Source organism: Pseudomonas sp. TUM25319, assembly GCF_056388475.1.
The window spans coordinates 6762422-6782901 of sequence record NZ_CM150751.1; the positions used below are offsets into that span (position 1 = coordinate 6762422).

The 20480-nt window shown below is 65.4% G+C and carries 18 protein-coding genes; 5 read left to right on the top strand and 13 right to left on the bottom strand.

The window, feature by feature from the left end:
- Positions 1–6 precede the first annotated feature (6 nt).
- From AC05QJ_RS30665 to AC05QJ_RS30675, 3 genes are all read right to left on the bottom strand, one after another.
- Positions 7–954: a FecR family protein gene (locus tag AC05QJ_RS30665; RefSeq protein WP_476744901.1), complete on the bottom strand. Its 948-nt coding sequence runs from the start codon at positions 952–954 to the stop codon at positions 7–9.
- Between the two features lie 29 nt (positions 955–983).
- The gene (locus AC05QJ_RS30670) at positions 984–1514 is read right to left on the bottom strand and encodes an RNA polymerase sigma factor (protein WP_476744902.1); all 531 of its coding nucleotides are present in this window, start codon (positions 1512–1514) and stop codon (positions 984–986) included.
- Positions 1515–1658: 144 nt separating this feature from the next.
- Positions 1659–2714 (bottom strand): HAD family hydrolase, encoded by a 1056-nt coding sequence (locus AC05QJ_RS30675; protein WP_476744903.1) that lies wholly within the window; start codon positions 2712–2714, stop codon positions 1659–1661.
- 246 nt (positions 2715–2960) lie between these two features.
- Here AC05QJ_RS30675 and AC05QJ_RS30680 point away from each other — a divergent pair, with 246 nt between their 5' ends.
- A complete protein-coding gene (locus AC05QJ_RS30680) occupies positions 2961–4352 on the top strand; it encodes an L-cystine transporter (protein WP_476744904.1) in 1392 nt (463 codons plus the stop codon).
- Positions 4353–4460: 108 nt separating this feature from the next.
- Here the strand turns inward: AC05QJ_RS30680 and AC05QJ_RS30685 are convergent, their stop codons facing one another.
- Positions 4461–4979, bottom strand: coding sequence for a dihydrofolate reductase (locus AC05QJ_RS30685; protein WP_476744905.1), 519 nt, complete (start codon positions 4977–4979; stop codon positions 4461–4463).
- Positions 4980–5045: 66 nt separating this feature from the next.
- On the opposite strand from AC05QJ_RS30685, the gene AC05QJ_RS30690 reads away from it, so the two are divergent.
- Together AC05QJ_RS30690 and AC05QJ_RS30695 are read left to right on the top strand one after the other, a co-directional pair.
- Positions 5046–6425, top strand: coding sequence for a DUF2868 domain-containing protein (locus AC05QJ_RS30690; protein ID WP_476744906.1), 1380 nt, complete (start codon positions 5046–5048; stop codon positions 6423–6425).
- Complete coding sequence (locus AC05QJ_RS30695; RefSeq protein ID WP_476744907.1) at positions 6418–7782, top strand: GTPase/DUF3482 domain-containing protein; 1365 nt, start codon at positions 6418–6420, stop codon at positions 7780–7782. Before AC05QJ_RS30690 ends, AC05QJ_RS30695 begins: the two co-directional genes overlap by 8 nt.
- A 15-nt stretch (positions 7783–7797) precedes the next feature.
- On the opposite strand, the gene AC05QJ_RS30700 is transcribed toward AC05QJ_RS30695, so the two are convergent.
- From AC05QJ_RS30700 to AC05QJ_RS30725, 6 genes are all read right to left on the bottom strand, one after another.
- Positions 7798–8925, bottom strand: coding sequence for a TIGR03364 family FAD-dependent oxidoreductase (locus tag AC05QJ_RS30700; protein WP_476744908.1), 1128 nt, complete (start codon positions 8923–8925; stop codon positions 7798–7800).
- A 108-nt stretch (positions 8926–9033) separates the two neighbouring features.
- Positions 9034–10059: a putative 2-aminoethylphosphonate ABC transporter substrate-binding protein gene (locus AC05QJ_RS30705; protein ID WP_476744909.1), complete on the bottom strand. Its 1026-nt coding sequence runs from the start codon at positions 10057–10059 to the stop codon at positions 9034–9036.
- Between the two features lie 46 nt (positions 10060–10105).
- Positions 10106–11830 (bottom strand): putative 2-aminoethylphosphonate ABC transporter permease subunit, encoded by a 1725-nt coding sequence (locus AC05QJ_RS30710; RefSeq protein ID WP_476744910.1) that lies wholly within the window; start codon positions 11828–11830, stop codon positions 10106–10108.
- A gap of 1 nt (position 11831) precedes the next feature.
- The gene (locus tag AC05QJ_RS30715) at positions 11832–12896 is read right to left on the bottom strand and encodes a putative 2-aminoethylphosphonate ABC transporter ATP-binding protein (protein WP_476744911.1); all 1065 of its coding nucleotides are present in this window, start codon (positions 12894–12896) and stop codon (positions 11832–11834) included.
- 145 nt (positions 12897–13041) lie between these two features.
- Positions 13042–13911: a LysR family transcriptional regulator gene (locus AC05QJ_RS30720; protein ID WP_476744912.1), complete on the bottom strand. Its 870-nt coding sequence runs from the start codon at positions 13909–13911 to the stop codon at positions 13042–13044.
- An 8-nt stretch (positions 13912–13919) separates the two neighbouring features.
- Positions 13920–16214, bottom strand: coding sequence for a heavy metal translocating P-type ATPase (locus tag AC05QJ_RS30725; RefSeq protein ID WP_476744913.1), 2295 nt, complete (start codon positions 16212–16214; stop codon positions 13920–13922).
- Between the two features lie 84 nt (positions 16215–16298).
- On the opposite strand from AC05QJ_RS30725, the gene cadR reads away from it, so the two are divergent.
- The gene (gene cadR / locus AC05QJ_RS30730; RefSeq protein WP_476744914.1) at positions 16299–16742 is read left to right on the top strand and encodes a Cd(II)/Pb(II)-responsive transcriptional regulator; all 444 of its coding nucleotides are present in this window, start codon (positions 16299–16301) and stop codon (positions 16740–16742) included.
- A gap of 236 nt (positions 16743–16978) precedes the next feature.
- Positions 16979–17797: a DUF3800 domain-containing protein gene (locus AC05QJ_RS30735; protein ID WP_476744915.1), complete on the top strand. Its 819-nt coding sequence runs from the start codon at positions 16979–16981 to the stop codon at positions 17795–17797.
- 20 nt (positions 17798–17817) lie between these two features.
- Here AC05QJ_RS30735 and AC05QJ_RS30740 read toward each other — a convergent pair whose 3' ends face one another.
- Genes AC05QJ_RS30740 through AC05QJ_RS30750 form a run of 3 tightly spaced genes read right to left on the bottom strand, consistent with a single transcriptional unit; the run spans position 17818 to position 20445 of the window.
- Entirely contained in the window at positions 17818–18789 is a 972-nt protein-coding gene (locus AC05QJ_RS30740) for a thymidylate synthase (RefSeq protein WP_476744916.1), read from the bottom strand.
- A 49-nt stretch (positions 18790–18838) separates the two neighbouring features.
- Positions 18839–19648, bottom strand: a complete 810-nt coding sequence (gene lgt / locus AC05QJ_RS30745) for a prolipoprotein diacylglyceryl transferase (protein ID WP_476744917.1) — start codon at positions 19646–19648, stop codon at positions 18839–18841.
- A 14-nt stretch (positions 19649–19662) separates the two neighbouring features.
- Positions 19663–20445 carry a sulfite exporter TauE/SafE family protein gene (locus AC05QJ_RS30750; RefSeq protein WP_476744918.1) on the bottom strand — a complete coding sequence of 261 codons (783 nt, stop codon included), beginning with the start codon at positions 20443–20445 and terminating at the stop codon, positions 19663–19665.
- Between the last annotated feature and the right edge of the window lie 35 nt (positions 20446–20480).

Consider the following 20480-nt stretch of genomic DNA (forward strand, 5'->3'; position numbering starts at 1 on the left):
TTTTCTTCAGCCTTCGCGCAACACCCGCAGATAAGGCGTGTACTGCGTGGCCTGCAGGCCGAGGGTGTGCTTGAGCGCCTTGAGCACGGCGTCGGGCTTGTCGATCTCGAACACCCCGGACACCTTGCGCTGGCGCAGTGCCTCGCCGAGCACCAGGGTCTGTCCCGGCCAGTAGCGGTTCAGCTCATCCACCACCTCACCCAGCGCCTGCTGGCGGAACACCAGTTGCCGCTGGCGCCAGGCGAATTCGGCGGCGCCGTCGAAACCGGCCAGGGGCTCCAGATGGTCGGCGCGGTAGTCAACGCCGAAGCCCGGCTCCAGCAGCACGGTCTGCTTGCCGCCTGCGCTGACCTGCACCTTGCCCTGAGCGACCCGCACCCGGGTGCGGTCGCCCTCGCGGGACACGCTGAAACGGGTACCGACCACCTTGACCCAGCCGTCGCCGGAGCGGATCACGAAGGGCCGTGCGGCATCGGCGCTGACCTCGAACCAGGCCTCGCCCCGCAGCAACCTGACCCGGCGCTCGTTCTGGCCAAGGTCGATCTGCACGGCGGTGTCGGTGTTGAGCTGGATCTGCGAGCCATCGGCCAGGCTCAGGGTGCGGGACTCGCCGGTGGCGGTGGTGTAGTCCGCGCGCCAGCGGTCCGGCCACGGGCTTTGCAGGGTGAGCACGCCCACCGCCAGCAGCACCGCAGCGGCAGTGGCCCAGACCCGCACGCGCGGTTTGCGCCAGCGCGCCCGTTCGGCCTCGCGTACCTGCCGGGCCGGCTCACGCAGGGCGCCGAGCAGCGCCAGTACTTCGTCCCAGGCCCGGGCCTGCGCCGGACCGCGGTCCAGCCAGGCGGCGAAACCTTCCTGGTCCGCCGCACTGACGTCCTCGGCTCGCAGGCGGTAGTACCAGCCGCTGGCTTCGTCGAACAGGGCGTCGTCATCGGGGACGTCGGCTGGGGTCATTGGTGTGTCCATGGCAGCACGGGGATCGGTCATCGGGCCCCCGGCGTGTCGTTGAGCAGGCGCGCCTTGATGAAGGCCCGGCAATCGGTCAGCGCTCGACGCAGTTGGTATTCGACGCTACGCGGCGAGATCTTCAGGCGTTCGCCGATCTCCCGGTAGGAAAGCTCGTCGACATGATAGAGCAGGAAGATATGCCGGGTCGCCTCGGGCAAAGCCGCGATGGCTTCGTGCATCAACTGTTGATCCTGCTGGCTGGCGAGCTGCTCTTCGGCGCCGGGTGCCGCGCAGGGCAGGTCTTCGCTGGGCTCGCCGCCGTCCAGGCGTTCGCGGCGGATCGTCTGGCGCTGGTGGTCGCGCACCAGGTTGCTGGCGATGGTGAAGAGAAAGGCCGGCAGGTTGTCGACCTTCTTGTCGGCGGGCAGCCGTGCCAGGCGCAGGAACGACTCCTGGGTCAGGTCCGCGGCCACCTGGCTGCTGCCAGTGCGCCGGGCGACGAAGGCTTCCAGTGCTTTCTTCTGCTCGGCGAACAGCCGGGCAATCTGCGTGTTCCACAAAGACACGGGCACTTCCTGGTGGGCGGGTTCGAGAGGAAGCGCACGCTAGCAGAAGATGATATTAATTCGCAATTGGTATTGTTTTTTGTTGACTGGGAACACAACCCCAAGTGGGAGCGGCTGAAGCCGCTCCCACACACCCGTAAAGCGCTACTGGATCTCCTCCGGCGTCACCACCACCCAGTTCTTGTCCGCGGTCACCGGCAAGCCTTCTTTTGCCTGGGCCGCCGCATGCTTGGCCATCATGCCGTTGATCTGGTCCATGTACTTGGCCTTGCGGTTGATCCACAGGTGAACCCCGCCCTTCGCCACATCAACGCTGTGGAACAGCATGTAGCCGTCGCTGCTCGGGGTGTCGCCGCCCACCAGCACCGGTTTCTTCCACTCGTCGATGTAGGTGAGGATCGCCGCCTGCTTGCCTGCCATCCAGGTGGCCGGGGTCCACAGGTACGGTGTCAGCTCAAGGCCGAGGTTGGCGGCCGGGTCGTAGTGGCCGGCGCTGATCTGCTTGCGGGCGGTGGTCAGGGCGCCGCTGGCGCGGTCCTTGAGCAGCAGGCTGACACCGATGACGTTCTGCGGTTTGACGTTGTAGCCGTACTTGGGATCGGACGCGACCATGCGCACCAGTTCTTCGGAGGCGGCAGTCATGACATAGACCTCGATACCGTTCTCCATCAGCTTGTTGAACAGTTCGGTCTGGCCAGTGAAGACCTTCGGCGGCTGCACTTCGATGGGCTTGACCTGGTCGCCATCGAAATAGGTGCTCGGCACCGGCTTGCCGGAAGCCATCAGTTCGTCGACGTAGCCCTTGAGCTCCTTGAGGGTGAAGCCGGAGAACACCTGCGCCACCCACGGGTAGCAGACCATGTCGTCGATTTCGCAGAGGCGGTAGTAGTAGCTGAACAGGCTTTCCTTGTGCTCGGCGGTGTCCTTGAACGGGATCAGCTTGAGCGAAGGGTCAAGCTTGTCGCGGGTCAGCACGCCTTTGTTTTCCATGAACGGCAGCAGCGACTCTTCGAGGTCGAAGCGATAGCTGGTGTTGTCCATGTCGAACACCGCGTAGTTACCCTTGTGGGCATTGGCGGCGATCATCGTATCGAGCTGCCTGGCGGCCGGCGCCGGCCAGTGTTTCAGTTCCACCGCCAGGGTCTGGCCGGCGAACAGCAGGGCCAGGCCGGCGGCGAGCATTTTCGGAGCGAACGTCATGTGCGGGTCTCCTGGAAAAAGGGGCCGTTCAACCCTAAGCAGTCCGTTGATTGCGCCCCGCTCTCACAACGACCCCGGCAAGGGCCTCAACGGCAGCCACCTGCCTGAAAACGACCCGTGTTTATTCCAAAAACGACACATGCCATTCCATATCGTTCTAAAGTTCTTTGTTTTCAGACTGTTAGCATTTTCGATTCAGCTACCGCCCACAGAGGCGGTGCGCGTCGTAATTCTTCTGGAGCTTCAATGAACCTGCCGCTGTTTCTCAACCTGCTGGTGTTCCTGGCGTTGCTGCTGGGCCTGGCGCAAACCCGCAACCTGAACTGGAGCCTGGCGAAAAAGGTGCTGGTCGGCCTGGTGCTGGGCGTGCTGTTCGGCGCCGCGCTGCACGCCCTCTACGGTGCCGGCAATCCAGTGCTCAAGGCCACCATCGGCTGGCTCGATCTGGTCGGCAACGGCTATGTGCAGTTGCTGCAGATGATCGTCATGCCGCTGATCTTCGTCTCGATCCTCGGCGCCGTGGCACGGCTGCACAATGCGTCGTCCCTGGGCCGCATCAGCGTGCTGACCATCGGCACGCTGCTGTTCACCACCGCCATCGCCGCGCTGATCGGCATCGCCCTGACCAACCTGTTCGGCCTGAGCGCCGAAGGACTGGTGGCCGGCACCCAGGAAACCGCGCGTTTGCAGGTGATCCAGAGCGACTACGCGGGCAAGGTCGCCGACCTGAACATCCCGCAACTGCTGCTCTCGTTCATCCCGAGCAACCCCGTGGGGGACCTCGCCCGGGCGCGGCCGACCTCGATCATCGGCGTGGTGATCTTCGCCGCCTTCCTCGGCGTGGCCGCCCTGCAACTGCTCAAGGACGAACCCGAGAAGGGCAACCGCGCCCTGGCCGCCATCGAAACCCTGCAAGCCTGGGTGATGCGCCTGGTGCGCCTGGTGATGAAGCTGACCCCGTACGGCGTGCTGGCGCTGATGACCAAGGTGGTCGCCAGCTCGAACCTGGACGACATCCTCAAGCTCGGCAGTTTCGTGGTGGTGTCCTATATCGGCCTGGCGCTGATGTTCGGCGTACATGGCGTGCTGCTGGCCCTGAGCGGCGTCAACCCGCTGCGCTTTCTGCGCAAGGTCTGGCCGGTGCTGACCTTCGCCTTCACCAGCCGCTCCAGCGCCGCCAGCATCCCGCTGAGCATCGAAGCGCAGACTCGTCGCCTGGGCGTGCCACAGGCCATCGCCAGCTTCGCCGCCTCGTTCGGCGCCACCATCGGCCAGAACGGCTGTGCCGGGCTGTATCCGGCGATGCTGGCAGTGATGGTCGCACCGGCCGTCGGCATCGACCCGCTCGATCCGCTGTGGATCGCGACGCTGGTAGCGGTGGTGACCTTGAGTTCGGCCGGCGTGGCCGGGGTGGGCGGTGGCGCGACCTTCGCCGCGCTGATCGTGCTGCCGGCCATGGGCTTGCCGGTGGAACTGGTAGCGCTGCTGATCTCGGTGGAGCCGCTGATCGACATGGGCCGCACGGCGTTGAACGTCAGTGGCTCGATGACCGCAGGGACTATTACCAGCCAGATGATGGGTCAGACCGACAAGGCGGTGCTGGCGGGGGATGAGCAGGTGCAGTTGAGTCATTCGTAAGCCTTCAGGGCCTCATCGCTGGCAAGCCAGCTCCCAGTTCCGGGGTAGCCACAGAACGCGTGGGAGCCGGCGTTGCCGGCGAAAGGGCCGCAAAGCGGCCCCACAATCTCAAGCCTTTTCCCACACCTCGAAGTGATACACCGGCTTGCCTTCTTCAACCGGCCCCTGCTGGCTCGACACCTTCTTCCAGACGCCCTGATCCACCTCGGGGAACCAGGCATCGCCTTCCGGATTCATCTCCACCCGGGTCAGGTACAGCCGATCCACCAGCCCCTTCTCCAGCCCCTGCGCGTACAACTGCGCGCCGCCGATCAGCATCAGCTCGTCAACGCCCTGCTCCCGCGCCCATTGCTCAGCGCGGACGATGGCATCTTCCAGCGAGGCGAATACCTCGGCGCCTTCCAGTTGCAGCCCCGGCTGGCGGCTGACCACCAGGTTCAGGCGCCCCGGCAGCGGGCGACCGAGCGAATCCCAGGTCTTGCGACCCATGATGATCGGCTTGCCCAGGGTAGTGGCCTTGAAGTACTTGAAGTCCCCCGGCAGGTGCCAGGGCATGCGGTTGTCGAGGCCGATGACGCGGTTCTCGGCGAGAGCCACGATCAGGCTGAGGGGGAGTGGTGTTTTCATGGCGGCGAGAATAGCAAAGGACGCCTGGGTTATGCTTCCCCGGTGAATGGTTCAAGGAAGCTGTACGTGACTGGACTGACCAACCTGGACAAACGCTGGCTGACCGAAGCGGTACGCCTGCGCGAAGAACACACCGGCCCCCTGGAAGACCAGGAAGCCAATCGCCGCGCCCGCCAGCAGGGCGGCGACCTCGGCCAACGCATCGAACACCGTGCGCTGTTCCTGGCCGAACGCGACGGCCTGCGCCAGGCGCTGGAGCATTACAAACGCGGCGCCCGCCTGGCGCTGATCGCCCTGCTGGTGCTGGCCGTGGTCAGCGGCGCCGGGCTCGCGTTCGCAGCCCTCGGCGACGGCCAGCGCCCGGTCAATGTGTTCTGGGCCCTGGGCAGCCTGCTCGGGCTCAACCTGCTGCTGTTGCTGGGCTGGGCCGCCGGCCTGGTGCTGGCGGGCGACCAGGGCGCTACGCTCGGCCGACTCTGGCTCTGGCTCAGCGAAAAGCTCGCCCGCGACGCCGGGGCCGCTCACCTCGCCCCCGCCCTGCTGGTGCTGTTGCAACGCCAGCGCCTGACCCGCTGGCTGCTCGGCACGCTGGTCCACGGTCTCTGGCTGCTGGCCCTGCTCGCGGCGCTGGTGCTGCTGTTGATGCTGCTGTCCACCCGCCGCTACGGCTTTGTCTGGGAAACCACCCTGCTCCAGCCCGATACCTTCGTCGGGCTGACCCAGGCGCTCGGCGCCCTGCCGTCGCTGCTCGGCTTCAGCACGCCCGATATCGCCATGATCCGCGCCAGCGGCGACAGCCTGCCGGCGCTGGACCTCAGCCGCCAGGCCTGGGCCGGCTGGCTGCTCGGAGTGCTAATGGTCTACGGCATCCTCCCGCGCTTGCTGCTGGCGGCGCTGTGCCTGTGGCGCTGGCGCCAGGGCCGCACGCGGCTCTCCCTGGACCTCAAGCTCCCCGGCTACAGCGCCCTGCGCGAGGCACTGATGCCCAGCAGCGAGCGATTGGGCGTGAACGACGCGGCCCCCGAGCAGTTGCCGCAGATCGAACGCAGCCAGGACAACGTGCAACACGAAGGCGCCTTGCTGGTGGGCCTGGAACTGGACGATCAACGCCCCTGGCCGCCCGCGTTACCGGCCTCGGTGAAGAACGCCGGGGTGCTGGACAGCCGCGAATCCCGCAGGCGCCTGCTGGACCAGCTCAGCCACTTCCCGCCGGCGCGACTGGCCGTCGCCTGCGATCCGCGACGCTCGCCGGATCGCGGCAGCCTCGCGCTGCTCGCCGAACTGGCCCGCAGCGCCGCGGCCACGCGCATCTGGCTGATGCAGCCACCACCGGGCCAGGCGCTGGACGCCGAACGCCTCGGCGACTGGCATCAGGCCCTGGAACAGCTGGCACTGCCCTACGCCGACACGGCGCCGATGAACTGGCTGGAGCACGGTCATGACTAAGCCACTGAAACTGGCCGTCGTCGGCCACACCAACGTCGGCAAGACGTCGCTGCTGCGCACCCTGACCCGCGACGTGGGCTTTGGCGAGGTGTCCCATCGCCCCAGCACCACCCGCCACGTCGAAGGTGCACGCCTGTCGGTGGAGGGTGAACCGCTGCTGGAGTTGTACGACACGCCCGGCCTGGAGGACGCCATTGCCCTGCTGGACTACCTGGAGCGCCTGGAGCGGCCCGGCGAGCGCCTCGACGGCCCGGCCCGGATGGAGCGTTTTCTGCAGAGCGCCGAGGCCCGCCAGCGTTTTGAACAGGAAGCCAAGGTACTGCGCCAGTTGCTCGCCAGCGATGCCGGGCTCTACGTGATCGATGCCCGTGAGCCGGTGTTGGCCAAGTACCGCGACGAGCTGGAAGTGCTGGCCGGTTGCGGCAAACCGCTGCTGCCGGTGCTGAATTTCGTCGCCAGCAGCGACCACCGCGAGCCCGACTGGCGCGAGGCCCTGGCCCGGCTGGGGCTGCATGCACTGGTGCGTTTCGACAGCGTCGCCCCGCCGGAGGACGGCGAGCGGCGCTTGTATGAAAGCCTCGCCCTGATGCTGGAAAACGCCCGCCCGGCACTGCAACGGCTGATCGACGACCAGCAGGCGCAGCGCCAGGCCCGCCAGCACAGCGCCAGGCGTCTGATCGCCGAACTGTTGGTGGATTGCGCCGCCTGTCGGCGCAGCGTGGTCGCCAGGCCGGACGAAGAAGCCGCCGCCGTGCGCGAACTGCGCGAAGCCGTGCGCCAGCGTGAGCAGCGCTGTGTCGAGGCGCTGCTCAAGCTCTATGCCTTCCGCCGCGAAGACGCCAACGCCGGTGATCTGCCATTACTGGACGGACGCTGGGGCGACGACCTGTTCAACCCGGAAACCCTCAAGCAGGTGGGTATCCGCCTGGGCGGCGGCGCCATGGCCGGTGCAGCGGCCGGTGCCGGGATCGACCTCGCCGTCGGCGGCCTGACCCTCGGCGCCGCAGCGCTGGCCGGCGCCATTGCCGGCGGCGCGCTGGGCACGGCGCGCAGTTATGGCTCGCGCCTGCTGGGCAAATTGAAGGGCCAACAGGAACTGACCGTGGACGACGCCGTGCTGCGCCTGCTGGCGGTGCGGCAGAAGCAGTTGCTGCAGGCGCTGGACAGCCGCGGGCATGCGGCGGTCAACCGGATAAAGCTCGACACCCCGCCCGATACGGTGTGGCGCGAAGGCAAGCTGCCGCTGGCGCTGAGCAAGGCGCGCGCCTACCCGCAGTGGTCGTCGCTGAACCCGGGGGCACGGGTGAGCCAGGCGGAGCGGCTTGAGCAGATCGAAGCGCTGGTGATGGAAATCTAGGCTGCTCCGGAGGCCTCACGAAGCCTCCCCCAACAACCGCGCCACATGCCGCTCCGCCAGCGCCGGTCCCACACTCATGCCAACCCCGGTATGCATCAGCGCCGCACTGATGCCCTCTGTCACCGGCAACAACGAGAACGGCCGCCCCGGCCCGCCCGAACCATAAACACCCTGCCAGCGCTCGACCACCTCGATGCGCCCGCCGAGAGTGTGCTCGGCCAGTTCGATCATCCAGTTGTCCACCTGCTCGCCATTGAACGGCGAGGCATCGCTGCCGTAGGCGTGGGAGTCGCCGATGATCAACTCGCCGTAGGGCGTGGGGCTGATCAGCAGGTGAATACCGTGCTCCAGTAAATGCGGTGTATGGGCCTGGACATGTTCACGCAGGGCCACGGCCTGTGGCAGGTCGGCATAGGCGCCGTAGTGCAGGCAGCTCAAGCCAGTGAGCAGCGAGTGCTGCAGGTCCAGGGCGAAACGCGGCCTGGCGCGGAGCATCTGCAGGCGGCAGACCTGTGGCTTGAGCGCGGCGATCGGCTCGGCCAGCAAGGTCTGGTAGTCATGTCCGGAGCAGACCACGATCTGCCCGCCGCTGAAGGTGCCGGCGGTGGTGTGCAGACGGCCCGGTTCGATGTCGCGGACCAGGGTGGAAAAGTGGAATTCCACGCCTTGTCCGCGCAGCCAGTTGACCAGCGCAGGCAGGGCTTCGCGGGAATACAGCTGCTGGTCGTCAAGGCCGTGCAAGGCAGCGGCGTGGTGGCTGAAGCGGCCATCGTAGAGAGCGTTCAGCTCGGCGCCTTCGAGTAGCCGTGCGGGGTAGTCGTGCTCAACCGCGCGACGGTCGAGGAAGGCGGCCAGCAGATCACGCTCCTGCCCGGTACGGGCCAGCAGCAGCGAGCCGTTGCGCTTGAGGGCGAAGCCGGCGTGCTGCGCCCAATGGGCCCAGAGCGGGCGGCTGGCGCGGGCCAGGTCGAGCATCGGGCCGGGAGGCTGGCCGCTGACCAGCGCCTGGCCGAAATTGCGTACCGAGGCGCCCAGCGGTGTGGCGCTGCGCTCGAACACCTTGACCCGCAGGCCACGACGGGCAGCGGCGTAGGCGTGGGAGAGGCCGAGGATGCCGGCGCCGACAATCAGGAAATCGGTCATTTCAGGTCCTGTGTTGAGACAGGTTTCAAGAGCATCGCTGGCAAGCCAGCTCCCACAAGGGCTGCATGGATTCGACCTGTGGGAGCTGGCTTGCCAGCGATGAGGCCGTTACTGCTGCGCAACCTTCTCGGACTTGCCGTCATAGCGCTTGCGCCACTCGGCCAGAATCTGGTCGCGGTGCTTCGACGCCCAGCCAAAGTCGTTCTTGATCAGGCGCTGCTCGTAGTCCGCCGGCAGTTCGGTCTGCGGCTTGGCGATGCCTGGCTGGGCCAGCACGGCGAAGTTTTCCTTGTACAGTTCCATCGCCGCCGGGCTGGCGGAGAAGTCGGCCAGACGCTTGGCCGCCTCTTCGTGCGGGGTGCCCTTGATCACTGCGGTGGCTTCGATCTCCCAGCCCAGGCCTTCCTTCGGCAGGACGATGTCCAGCGGCGCGCCCTGGCGCTTGAGCTGCACGGCCGGGTACTCGAAGGAGATGCCGATCGGGAATTCACCGGCGGCCGCCAGCTTGCAAGGCTTGGAGCCGGAGTGGACGTACTGGCCGATGTTCTGGTGCAGGGCGTCCATGTAGGCCCAGCCCTGCGGCTCGCCAAAGGTCTGCAGCCAGGCGCTGACATCGAGGAAGCCGGTGCCGGACGAGGCCGGGTTGGGCATGACGATCTTGCCCTTGTACTCGGGCTTGGTCAGGTCCTGCCAGCTCACCGGTTTGCTCAGCCCCTGTTTCTCGGCTTCGACGGTGTTGAAGCAGATGGTCGCGGCCCACACGTCCATGCCGACCCAGGCTGGCGGGTTGGCGGCGTCGCGGTAGTTGGCGCCGATCTTGCCCAGGTCCTTCGGCGCGTAGCTTTGCAGCAGGCCTTGCTGGTCGAGGATCGCCAGGCTGGACGCGGCCAGTCCCCATACGGCGTCGGCCTGCGGACGCTCTTTCTCGGCGAGCAGTTTGGCGGTGATGATCCCGGTGGAGTCACGTACCCACTTGATCTCGATGTCCGGGTTGGCCTTTTCGAACGCCTGCTTGTAGCTCTTGAGCTGTTCGGCTTCCAGCGCGGTGTAGACCGTCAGCGAGGTCTGGGCGGCGCTGGCCTGCAGGCTGAACGCAGAGAGGACGGCAGCGGCAAGAGCAAGTGGCTTGAACATGATGCGGTTCCTTTGAAGGGACGTTGGTCAGGTTGGGTTGGCGCAATCAGTGGGCCGGCGCGCGCTGGCGCCAGGCCTGGGAGCGGTTGAGCAGGCCGTGGGAGGCCCAGGCCAGCAGCAGCGATACCGCCGCGCTGGTCAGCAGGATCAGGGTCGACATCGCGGCAGCACCGCCGACGTTGCCGGCGTCATCCATGTTCAGCACGGCGACGGCGGCGAGGATGGTGTCGGGGCTGTAGAGGAAGATCGCCGCCGATACCGTGGTCATCGCCGAGACGAACAGGTAGCGGATGATGTCCAGCAGTGCCGGCAGGCAGATCGGCACGGTGACGCGCATGAAGTGCCGGTACAGCGGCGCCTTGAGCGACAGCGCGGCGGCTTCGAACTCGCCGTCGAGCTGGCGCAGGGCGGTGGTGGCGGTCATCTGCGCGGTGGTCAGGTAGTGGGCGACGGTGCACACCACCAGCAGCGCCATGGTCCCGTAGAACACATGCAGCGGGTTGCCCGGAAGGTTGAAGAAGAAGACGTAGCCCAGGCCCAGCACCAACCCCGGCACCGCCATCGGCACGAAGCTGAGCAGGCGCAGCGCCAGGTTGAGGCTGCGTTGGCCGCTGGTTTTCTCCATCAGGTAGGCGCCGGTGAAGATCGCCACGCTGCCGATCAGCGCGGTGCCCAGGGCCATGGTCAGGCTGTTGCGATAGGCCAGCCAGCCGCCGCCGGCGGTTTCGTCGAACTGGTAGTGCTTGAGCGACAGCGACAGGTTGTACGGCCAGAACTTCACCAGCGACGAATACACCGCCATACCCACCACCAGCAGCAGGATGGCGCAGACCAGCAGCACGATGGCGAGGAAGCAGGCATCACGGCGCCGCGACACCGCCGGCTCGAACACCTGGGCCCGACCGCTCATGGCTTCACCCTGGCGACGGCGCAACCAGGCATCGACACCGAAGCTGAGCAGCGCCGGAATCAACAACACCATGCCGATCAGCGCACCGCGACCGAACTGCTGCTGGCCGACCACCGCCTTGTAGGCTTCCAGCGCCAGCACCTGATAGTCACCGCCCACCACCACGGGCACGCCGAAATCAGTGATGGTCAGGGTGAACACCAGGCAGAAGGCGGCGAACACCGCCTGCCGCGTGGCTGGCCAGGTGATGCTGTGGAACGCCCGCCAGGAACTGGCGCCCATGCTGGAAGCGGCGTCGAACAGCCGCGCATCGGCCAGCGACAGGGCCGACAGCAGAATCATCAGCGCATGGGGGAAGGTGTAGATCGCCTCGCCGAGAACGATGCCCCAGAAGCCGTAGATGTTGTCGCTGAGCAGACCGCGCAACAGCCCCTGGTTGCCGAACAGATAGACCAGCGCGATGGCCGGCAGCATCGACGGCGCCAGCAGCGGCAGCAGGGAAATCCCGCGCCATACCGCCTTGCCCGGAATCAGCGTGCGTTGCAGGGCATAGGCGAACAGGTAGGCCAGCGGCACAACGATGGCCGCCACGCTGACCGATACCTTCAGGCTGTTGCCCAGCAGCCAGTGGAAGTTGTCGCTGGCGAACAGTTCGTGCGCCGCCGCCAGGCCACCGCCCTGCCCGGCTTCGCCGCTGAAACCACGCCAGAAGATGGCCAGCAGCGGCAACAGCACCGACACCACCAGGAACATCAGCAGCAGCCATTTGCCGCCGACCACGAACAGACGGTCGCCCAGCGCGACACCACTGCGCGGTTTGGCCTTCGCGTGAGCGATCGGCACGGCGATTGGCGCGGCCATCTCAGGCAAACACCTGGAGGCTGCGCGGCGGCAGGGCCACCCAGATGTCCTGGGAGCCCAGTTGCGGCATGGCCTCCGGCGCCACTTCGGCGAGCAGGCTGTGGCCGGGCAACTGGTGCAGCTCGAAGCTCATGCGGCAACGGTTGCCGAGGAAGGTGATGGTTTGCAGACGGGCCGGGAACAGGTTTTCTTCATGCACGATGGGATTGACGCTGATCGCCTCCGGCCGGCAGAACAGGCGGCCGCTACCGTTGGCCTTGGCGCCGGGAGCCAGGCGCAGATTGAGGCCGCCGACCTGGGCATGGCTGTCGCTGCAGCGCTGGAACGGCAGCCAGTTGCCCTGGCCGATGAACTCGGCGACAAAGGGCGTGGCCGGCTTGTCATAGATTTCCTGGGCGATGGCGTACTGCTCGACCTGGCCGTTGTTCATCACGGCGATGCGGTCGGCCATCAGCATGGCTTCGTCCTGATTGTGGGTGACCATCAGGGTGGTGATGCCGAGCTGGCGCTGCAGTTGGCGCAGCTCGGTGCACAGGTGCTCGCGGACCCGGGCGTCGAGGGCCGACATCGGCTCGTCGAGCAGCAGCAGCGACGGCGCCGGCGCCAGGGCACGGGCCAGGGCGACGCGCTGTTGCTGGCCGCCGGAGAGCTGGCCCGGATATTTCTTCTCGCTGCCGCTCAGGCCCACCAGTTCGAGCATCTGCCCGACCCGTTGGCGCACCTCGTTGCGGCCGCTGCCGGCCAGACCGTAGGCGATATTGGCTTCGACGGTGAGGTTGGGGAACAGCGCGTAGGACTGGAACAGGATGCCGTAGTCACGGGCCTGGGGCGGCAGGTCGGAAATGTCGCGCTCGCCGATGCTCAGCTCGCCGCGGTCCTGGCGTTCCAGCCCGGCAATGCAGCGCAGCAGCGTGGTCTTTCCACAACCGGAGGGGCCGAGCAGGCAGACCAGTTCGCCGGCGGCGACATCGAGAGAGACGTCGTTCAGTGCCGTGAACGCGCCGAAGCGCTTGTGGATACCGCGAACGCGCAATTGGGCGCCGGGAGTTGCGAGCGTGTTGTGCATGACAGGACCTCACCGTACAGATGAGGGTCATGCTAGGGAGGGTTTAAGAACCTTCTGTGGCGTCGAGGCAAAAGCTGGTGATAGTGGTATTGGCAGATTTTTGTTGGTGCTCTTCCGGGCCTCATCGCTGGCAAGCGCCCTCACGTCAGGAGCCGATAGCCGACACTTCCTGCGCCAACCCCAGGAACGCCGCCGGCAACCGCGCCTGGCGCCGCTCCTTCAGGCAATACAGGTACTCGTGCATCACCGGCGCCCCTTCGAGGCTGATCACCCGCAGTTCCGGGTTATGCGGCACTTCATGCCGGGCGATGATGCTGATGCCGATGTTCCTGAGTACCGCCTCGCGGATCGACTCGCGGCTGCCGATCTCCAGCAACGCCCCGACCTTGACCCCAGCCTCTTCGAGCATCTGCTCGGTGAGCTTGCGGGTGGTCGAACCCTGTTCGCGCATCAGCAGGCAATGCCCGGTCAGCGCCGCCAGCGGCACCGACGCCCGCGTCGCGAGCGGATGGCTGCGGTGCACCGCCAGCACCAGCGGGTCGGTGCCTAGCACCCGGCGAATCAGCCGGGTGTCTTCCAGCAATTGCGAGGACGCCGCCACATCCACCCGGTAGTCTTCCAGCCACTCCAGCACCTGCTGCGAGTTGCCGATTTCCACCGACACCTCCACCTGCGGCAGGCGTTCGCGGAAGATCTTCACCAGGTCGAGGATGTAGTACGGCGCCGTCGCTGCGACCCGCAGAGTGCCCTGCCCCAGACCACTGTTGCGCAGGAAGAACTCGATATCCGACTCTTGCTGCAGCAGCCCCTTGACCATCGGCAGCAGCCGCACGCCCTCCTCGCTCAAGGCCAGGCGCCGGCCGCCGCGATGGAACAGCTCGACGCCGTAGCTGCTCTCCAGGTTGCGGATCTGAGTGGTGACAGTGGGTTGGCTGAGCCCGAGTTTCTTCGCGGCGAGGGTGATGCTGCCCAGGCGGGCCACCATGTAGAACGCCTTCAACTCGGAACTCAGCATAAACCCTCTTACTTTCTCAGCAGGCGCAGGCCGTTGAAGACCACCAGCAGGCTCACGCCCATGTCGGCGAACACCGCCATCCACATGGTGGCGAGGCCTGCGAAGGTGATCGCCAGGAAAATCGCCTTGATGCCCAGGGCCAGAACGATGTTCTGCACCAGGATCGCCGCGCTTTGCCGCGAGAGCCTGACGAAGGCCGGGATTTTGCGCAAGTCATCATCCATCAGCGCCACGTCAGCGGTCTCGATGGCGGTGTCGGTGCCGGCGGCGGCCATGGCGAAGCCGATCTCGGCGCGGGCCAGCGCCGGCGCGTCGTTGATGCCGTCGCCGACCATGCCGACCCGGTGGCCCTTGGCGTAGAGGTCTTCGATGGCGGCTAGCTTGTCGGCGGGCAGCAGATTGCCACGGGCTTCGTCGATACCGACCTGAGCAGCGATGGCATCGGCGGTGTGCGGGTTGTCGCCGGTCAGCATGACCGTGCGGATGCCCAGTTCATGCAGCTCGGCAATCGCCTCGCGGCTGCTCTGCTTGACGGTATCGGCCACGGCGAACAGTGCCAGCGGGCCGGAGCGGTCAAGCAGCAGAACCACAGTCTTGCCCTGACGCTCCAGGGTGTCGAGTTGTTCTTCCAGTTGCGGCGAGCACAAGCCCAGTTCTTCCACCAGGCGGTGGTTGCCCAGGTGATAGCTGACCCCGTCGATATCACCGCTGACACCACGCCCCATCAGGGCCTGGAAGTTATCCACAGCGTCGAGGGCCAGGCTCTGTTCTGCCGCGTAACGCGCGATCGCCATGGACACTGGATGATCGGAGCGCGCGGCGAGGCTGGCGGCGAGGCGCTGGGCACGGTCGGCGAACAGCGGGTCGAGCACCTGCATGTCGGTCTGCACCGGCTTGCCGTGGGTCAGGGTGCCGGTCTTGTCGAGGGCGAGGAAGTCCAGCTTGCGCCCGCCTTCCAGGTACACGCCGCCCTTGATCAGAATGCCTTTGCGCGCCGCCGCAGCGAGGCCGCTGACGATGGTCACCGGCGTGGAAATCACCAATGCGCACGGACAGGCGACGACCAGCAGCACCAGGGCACGGTAGATCCAGTCGAACCAGGCACCGGCCATGAACAGCGGCGGAATCACCGCCACTGCCAGGGCGAACGCGAACACTGCCGGGGTGTAGATGCGCGAGAAGCGATCGACGAAACGCTGGGTCGGCGCCCGAGCGCCCTGGGCTTCCTCGACAGCGTGGATGATCCGCGCCAGCGTCGACTGGCCCGCAGCGGCGGTGACACGGAACTCCAGTTCGCCCGACTGGTTGATGGTGCCGGCGAACACTTTGTCGCCAGGGCCTTTTTCCACCGGCAGGCTTTCACCGGTAATCGGTGCCTGGTCGATGGTGGACTGGCCGCTCAAGACTTCGCCATCCAGCCCGACCCGCTCGCCCGGCCGTACCCGCACCCGTGCACCGAGGGCTACCTGGGCGACTTCGACTTCACGCCACTGGCCATCGGCCTGCTGCACGGTCGCCACGTCCGGACTCAGTTGCATCAGCCCGCCGATGGCATTGCGCGCGCGGTCCAGCGAACGCGCCTCGATCACTTCGGCGAGGGTGAACAGCACCATTACCATGGCCGCTTCCGGCCACTGGCCGATCAGCACGGCACCGGTCACGGCGATGCTCATCAGCGCATTGATGTTGAGGTTGCGGTTCTTCAGGGCGATCCAGCCCTTCTTGTAGGTGCCCAGGCCACAGCCGAGGATCGCCACCAGCGCCAGTGCCGCCACCACCCATTCCGGTGCAGCGCTGGTGAAATGAACGATTTCCGCGGCCAGCGCGGCAACCCCGGACAGCGCCAGCGGCCACCAGGATTTCTTTGCCGGGGCCGGCGCCGGCGCCGTGTCCGGGGCATCGGCGCTCAGCGGCTCGGCCTGCATGCCGAGCGAGGCGATCGCCTGCTCGATCGCCTGGGTGTCGCCCAGGGTGTGACGCACGCCGAGGATGCGGTTGATCAGGTTGAATTCCAGTTGCTCGATGCCCTCAAGCTTGCCCAGCTTGTTCTGGATCAGCGTCTGCTCGGTCGGGCAGTCCATGGCCTCGATGCGGAAACGGCTGAGACGGGCGTCGGCGCTGGGGCTTTCGCGCAGTTGAATCAGCGCGGGCGCCTCGGCAGCCGAGCAGCAGCCATGACCATGGGCATGGGCAGCCGGCTTGGGCGCGCAGCAGCCTTGTTCGTGCTCATGGGAATGATCGTGGTGGCTATGGTCGTGATCGTGTGGCTTTTTGCTTGGATCGTAGCTGACAGGCTGATTCATGAGGGCTCGTCCCTAAATGTCCTGTTGCCAAGTGAACACCCTGTAGCCACTATAGGGTCAAGCACCCTGTGGAGGATGTTACACATGAAGATCGGCGAACTGGCCAAGGCCACCGATTGCGCGGTGGAGACGATCCGTTACTACGAGCGGGAGAACCTGCTGCCGGAACCGGCGCGCAGTGAAGGCAACTACCGGGTCTACACCCAGGCCCATGCCGAGCGGCTGACGTTCATCCGCAACTGCCGCACGCTGGACATGACCCTCGAGGAAATCCGCAGCCTGCTGCGGCTACGGGACAGCCCGCAGGACCAGTGCGAGAGCGTCAATGCGCTGATCGACGAGCATATCGAGCATGTCCAGGCAAGAATCGATGGCTTGATGGCGTTGCAGAGGCAACTGGTGGAACTACGCCGGCGCTGCCGGGCCGAGGGCGAGCACTGCGCGATTCTGGAGAGGCTGGAGGTAAATGGGGCGGTTTCAGTGCCGGAGGCGGAGCATTCGCATGTAGGAAGAAGCCACGGCCATTGAAGGATTACATCTCGACGACCTCAACGAGTCCCATTCCCCGGGGCTTCGGGAATCAGGGAAACCTGAGCATATCTCCCGGACTGGCCGCCACCAGAACAGGCGGGATTGACGCAGGTACCGCCTCGCCATAGCATTGCCCTCAACGCATGAGAGCTGACTCTTGTGCCTACCTTCCGAGGCCCGCAGTGCGAAAGCACGCGGGCTTTCGTGTTTTTTGAGCCAGGGAACAGGTTTTCATGACGCATTACATCGCGTATCTCGATGAGTTTGGACATGTCGGGCAGTACATAGCCCGAAGCCACCCCACCTACAAAACCAGCCCGGTTTTCGGACTCGGTGGCGTCATCCTGCCAACCCAGGAAATCCGAGAGTTCGCGATCTACTTCTACAAACTCAAGTGCCAACTCCTGGCCTGGGATCTCGCCAATAGCAACCCGAAGAAGCTACCGGCCTACCAGTGGGAGAAAAAGGGCTCTCAACTCTATTCTCTACGCAACATAACAAACTACGCGCAGTTGCGCAGATCCACATTTCGCCTGCTGAACCACATCAGAAGAATTGGCGGGTTCATTTTCTACACCGGCGAGCACAAAGCCAAAGACCCCGACATCCACAATGCCACCGAGACCTTTCAACGCCAGTTGCTTCAGTCCGTGCGGAAGATTGACCGGTTCTGTACTGAAAATGGCGACACCTTCATCCTGATGCTGGATGAACAGAAAGCCGGTAACGAGTGGCGAGAAAAGAACGTCGAGGCCTGCACGCTGGCCATGTTCGAAGACGCTTCGGAAAAATGCAGGACGTTGATAGAGCCACCCCTGCAAGGCGAAAGCCACCTGTTTCAAACCCTTCAGTGCGCCGACTGGATATGCGGTCTGATTGGCCGGCTTTCGGCACTGAGCGCCGCACCTCAAGAGTTTCAGGACTGGGTGCCGTTTGACACGTACTTCTCGGCCCGAGTTGCAGAAGTGGCCCTACCCTGTAGCGGCCTGGAGCACAGAGGCACCAGGCAGCCCTATAAAGCCTTGGCACTGGAAGCCAGGGAAGGCAGATGAGCACCTCTCCCGGGCAAATATCACACCGCCATCGGCGCCGTCATCGGCGGATGGTGCTCGTACCCTTCCAGGCTGAAATCACTCGGCTCGATCTTCTCCAGCCACTCCGGTTCGTAAACACCCGTCTTCGCAAACTCCGGCACGCGGTCGCTGATCACCAGCTTTGGCGCGTCCAGCGGCTCGCGGCGCAGTTGCTCGTTGAGCATGTCCAGGTGGTTTTCGTAGACGTGGGCGTCACCGATGAAATAGGTGAACCAGCGCGGTGTGTAGCCGGTCAGGCGGCCCACCAGCGACAGCAACGCAGCACCTTCGGTGAGGTTGAACGGCGTGCCCAGGCCCAGGTCGTTGGAGCGGATGTAGAGGGTCAGGGAAATTTCCTTCGTCTCGACATTCGGGTGGAACTGGTACAGCAGGTGGCACGGCGGCAAGGCCATTTCGTCGAGCTGGGCGCAGTTCCAGCCGTGGAACAGGATGCGGCGGCTGCCCGGGTCCTTGACGATGGTGTCAACGCACTGGCGGATCTGGTCAATGGCCTTGTACAGCACGACGAAGGCTTCGCCGTCTTCCTCGGCCTCGGCAATCTTCGCGAAACCCTGGCTCTGCGCCAGCTCGATGGCGGCAGGGTTGCTCAGGGGAATGCGCTTGTAGGCCGGCCACTGGCGCCATTGCACGCCATAGATCTCGCCGAGGTCGTCAGGCCCCTGGCGGAACGGGTTGGCCAGCCACTGGGCGTTTTCGTTGGCGTTCTGGTCCCAGACCTTGCAGCCCAGCTCGCGGAACTGCGCGGCATTCTTCACGCCACGCAGGAAACCGACCATCTCGCCGATGGCCGACTTGAACGCCAGCTTGCGCGTGGTGATGGCCGGGAAGCCTTTCTGCAGATCGAAACGCAGCATGGCACCCGGCAGGCTGATGGTGCGCACGCCGGTGCGGTTTTCCTGCAGGGTGCCGTTCTCGATAACGTCGCGGACCAGATCCAGATACTGTTTCATAGCGTTCCTGTAACGAAGACGGCAGGGGGATCGCCCCTGCCGTGGAAAATCAGACGGCGGGTGTGGCCGTCGGCTTGCGATTATAGGCCCACCAGATCAGGGCGAGGCCACCGGCGATCATCGGGACGCAGAGAATCTGACCCATGGTCAGCCAGCCCCAGGCGAGGTAACCGAGCTGGGCGTCCGGCACGCGGACGAACTCGACGATGAAGCGGAAGATGCCGTAGAACAGCGCGAACATCCCCGATACCGCCATGGTTGGCCGCGGCTTGCGCGAGTACAGCCAGAGGATCAGGAACAGCGCCACGCCTTCCAGGGCGAACTGGTACAGCTGCGACGGGTGACGCGGCAGTTGCGCCGGGTCGCTGAACGGCGGGAAGACCATGGCCCACGGTACGTCGGTGGCCTTGCCCCACAGCTCGGCGTTGATGAAGTTGCCGATGCGGCCGGCACCCAGGCCGATCGGCACCATCGGCGCGACGAAATCCATCAGCTGGAAGAACGACTTGTTATTGCGTTTGCCGAACCACAAGGCCGCCAGCATCACGCCGATGAACCCGCCGTGGAACGACATGCCGCCCTTCCACACCTCGAAGATCAGCGTCGGGTTGGCGAGGTAGGCGCTCAGGTCGTAGAACAGCACGTAGCCGAGCCGTCCGCCGACGATCACGCCCATCGACAGCCAGAACACCAGGTCCGAGAGCTTTTCGCGGCTCCAGGTCGGGTCGAAGCGGTTCAGCCGGCGCGAGGCCAGCAGCCAGGCACCACCGATGCCGACCAGGTACATCAGGCCATACCAATGGATTTTCAGTGGCCCGATGGCCAGTGCCACGGGATCGATCTGCGGGTAAGGCAGCATGGTGACTCCTCTCGTTAAAGCAAAAAGCTCAGGCCGACGCAGAACAGCAGCGCGGCGAACAGGCGTTTGAGCAGGCGCGGCGACAGTCTGTGCGCCAGGCGTGCGCCGAAGCGGGCAAAGAACATGCTGGTCGCGGCAATGCCGATCATTGCCGGCAAGTACACGAAGCCCAGGCTATGGGGCGGCAGGTGCTCGTCATGCCAGCCCAGGATCATGAAGCTCAGGGCGCTGACCAGGGCAATCGGCAGCCCGCAGGCCGACGAGGTGGCGACCGCCTGCTGCATCGGCAGGCTGCGCCAGGTCAGGAACGGCACGGTCAGCGAGCCGCCGCCGATGCCGAAGATCGCCGATGCCCAGCCGACCACGCCGCCGGCGGCGGTCAAGCCAGCCTTGCCAGGAACACTGCGACTGGCTTTGGGCTTGAGGTCCAGGGCCATCTGCACGGCGATGATCAGCGCGAAGGTGCCGATGATCTTCTGCAGGTGCGGGCCCTGGATCAGCGAGGCAGTCTTGGCCCCGATTCCGGCGCCGATCAGGATGCCCAGGGTCATCCAGGCAAAGATCGGCCACTGCACCGCGCCCTTGCGATGGTGCTCGCGCACAGCATTGATCGAGGTGAAGACGATGGTCGCCAGCGAAGTGCCCACCGCCAGGTGAGTCAGGACGGATGCATCGAAGCCTTGCAGGGTGAAGCTGAAGACCAGCACCGGCACGATGATGATGCCACCCCCCACGCCGAACAGCCCGGCCAGCACGCCCGCACAGGCGCCCAGCAGCAGATAGAGCACGAATTCCATTGTCGCCCCCGGAAAATTCAGTCCGGCATGGTAAC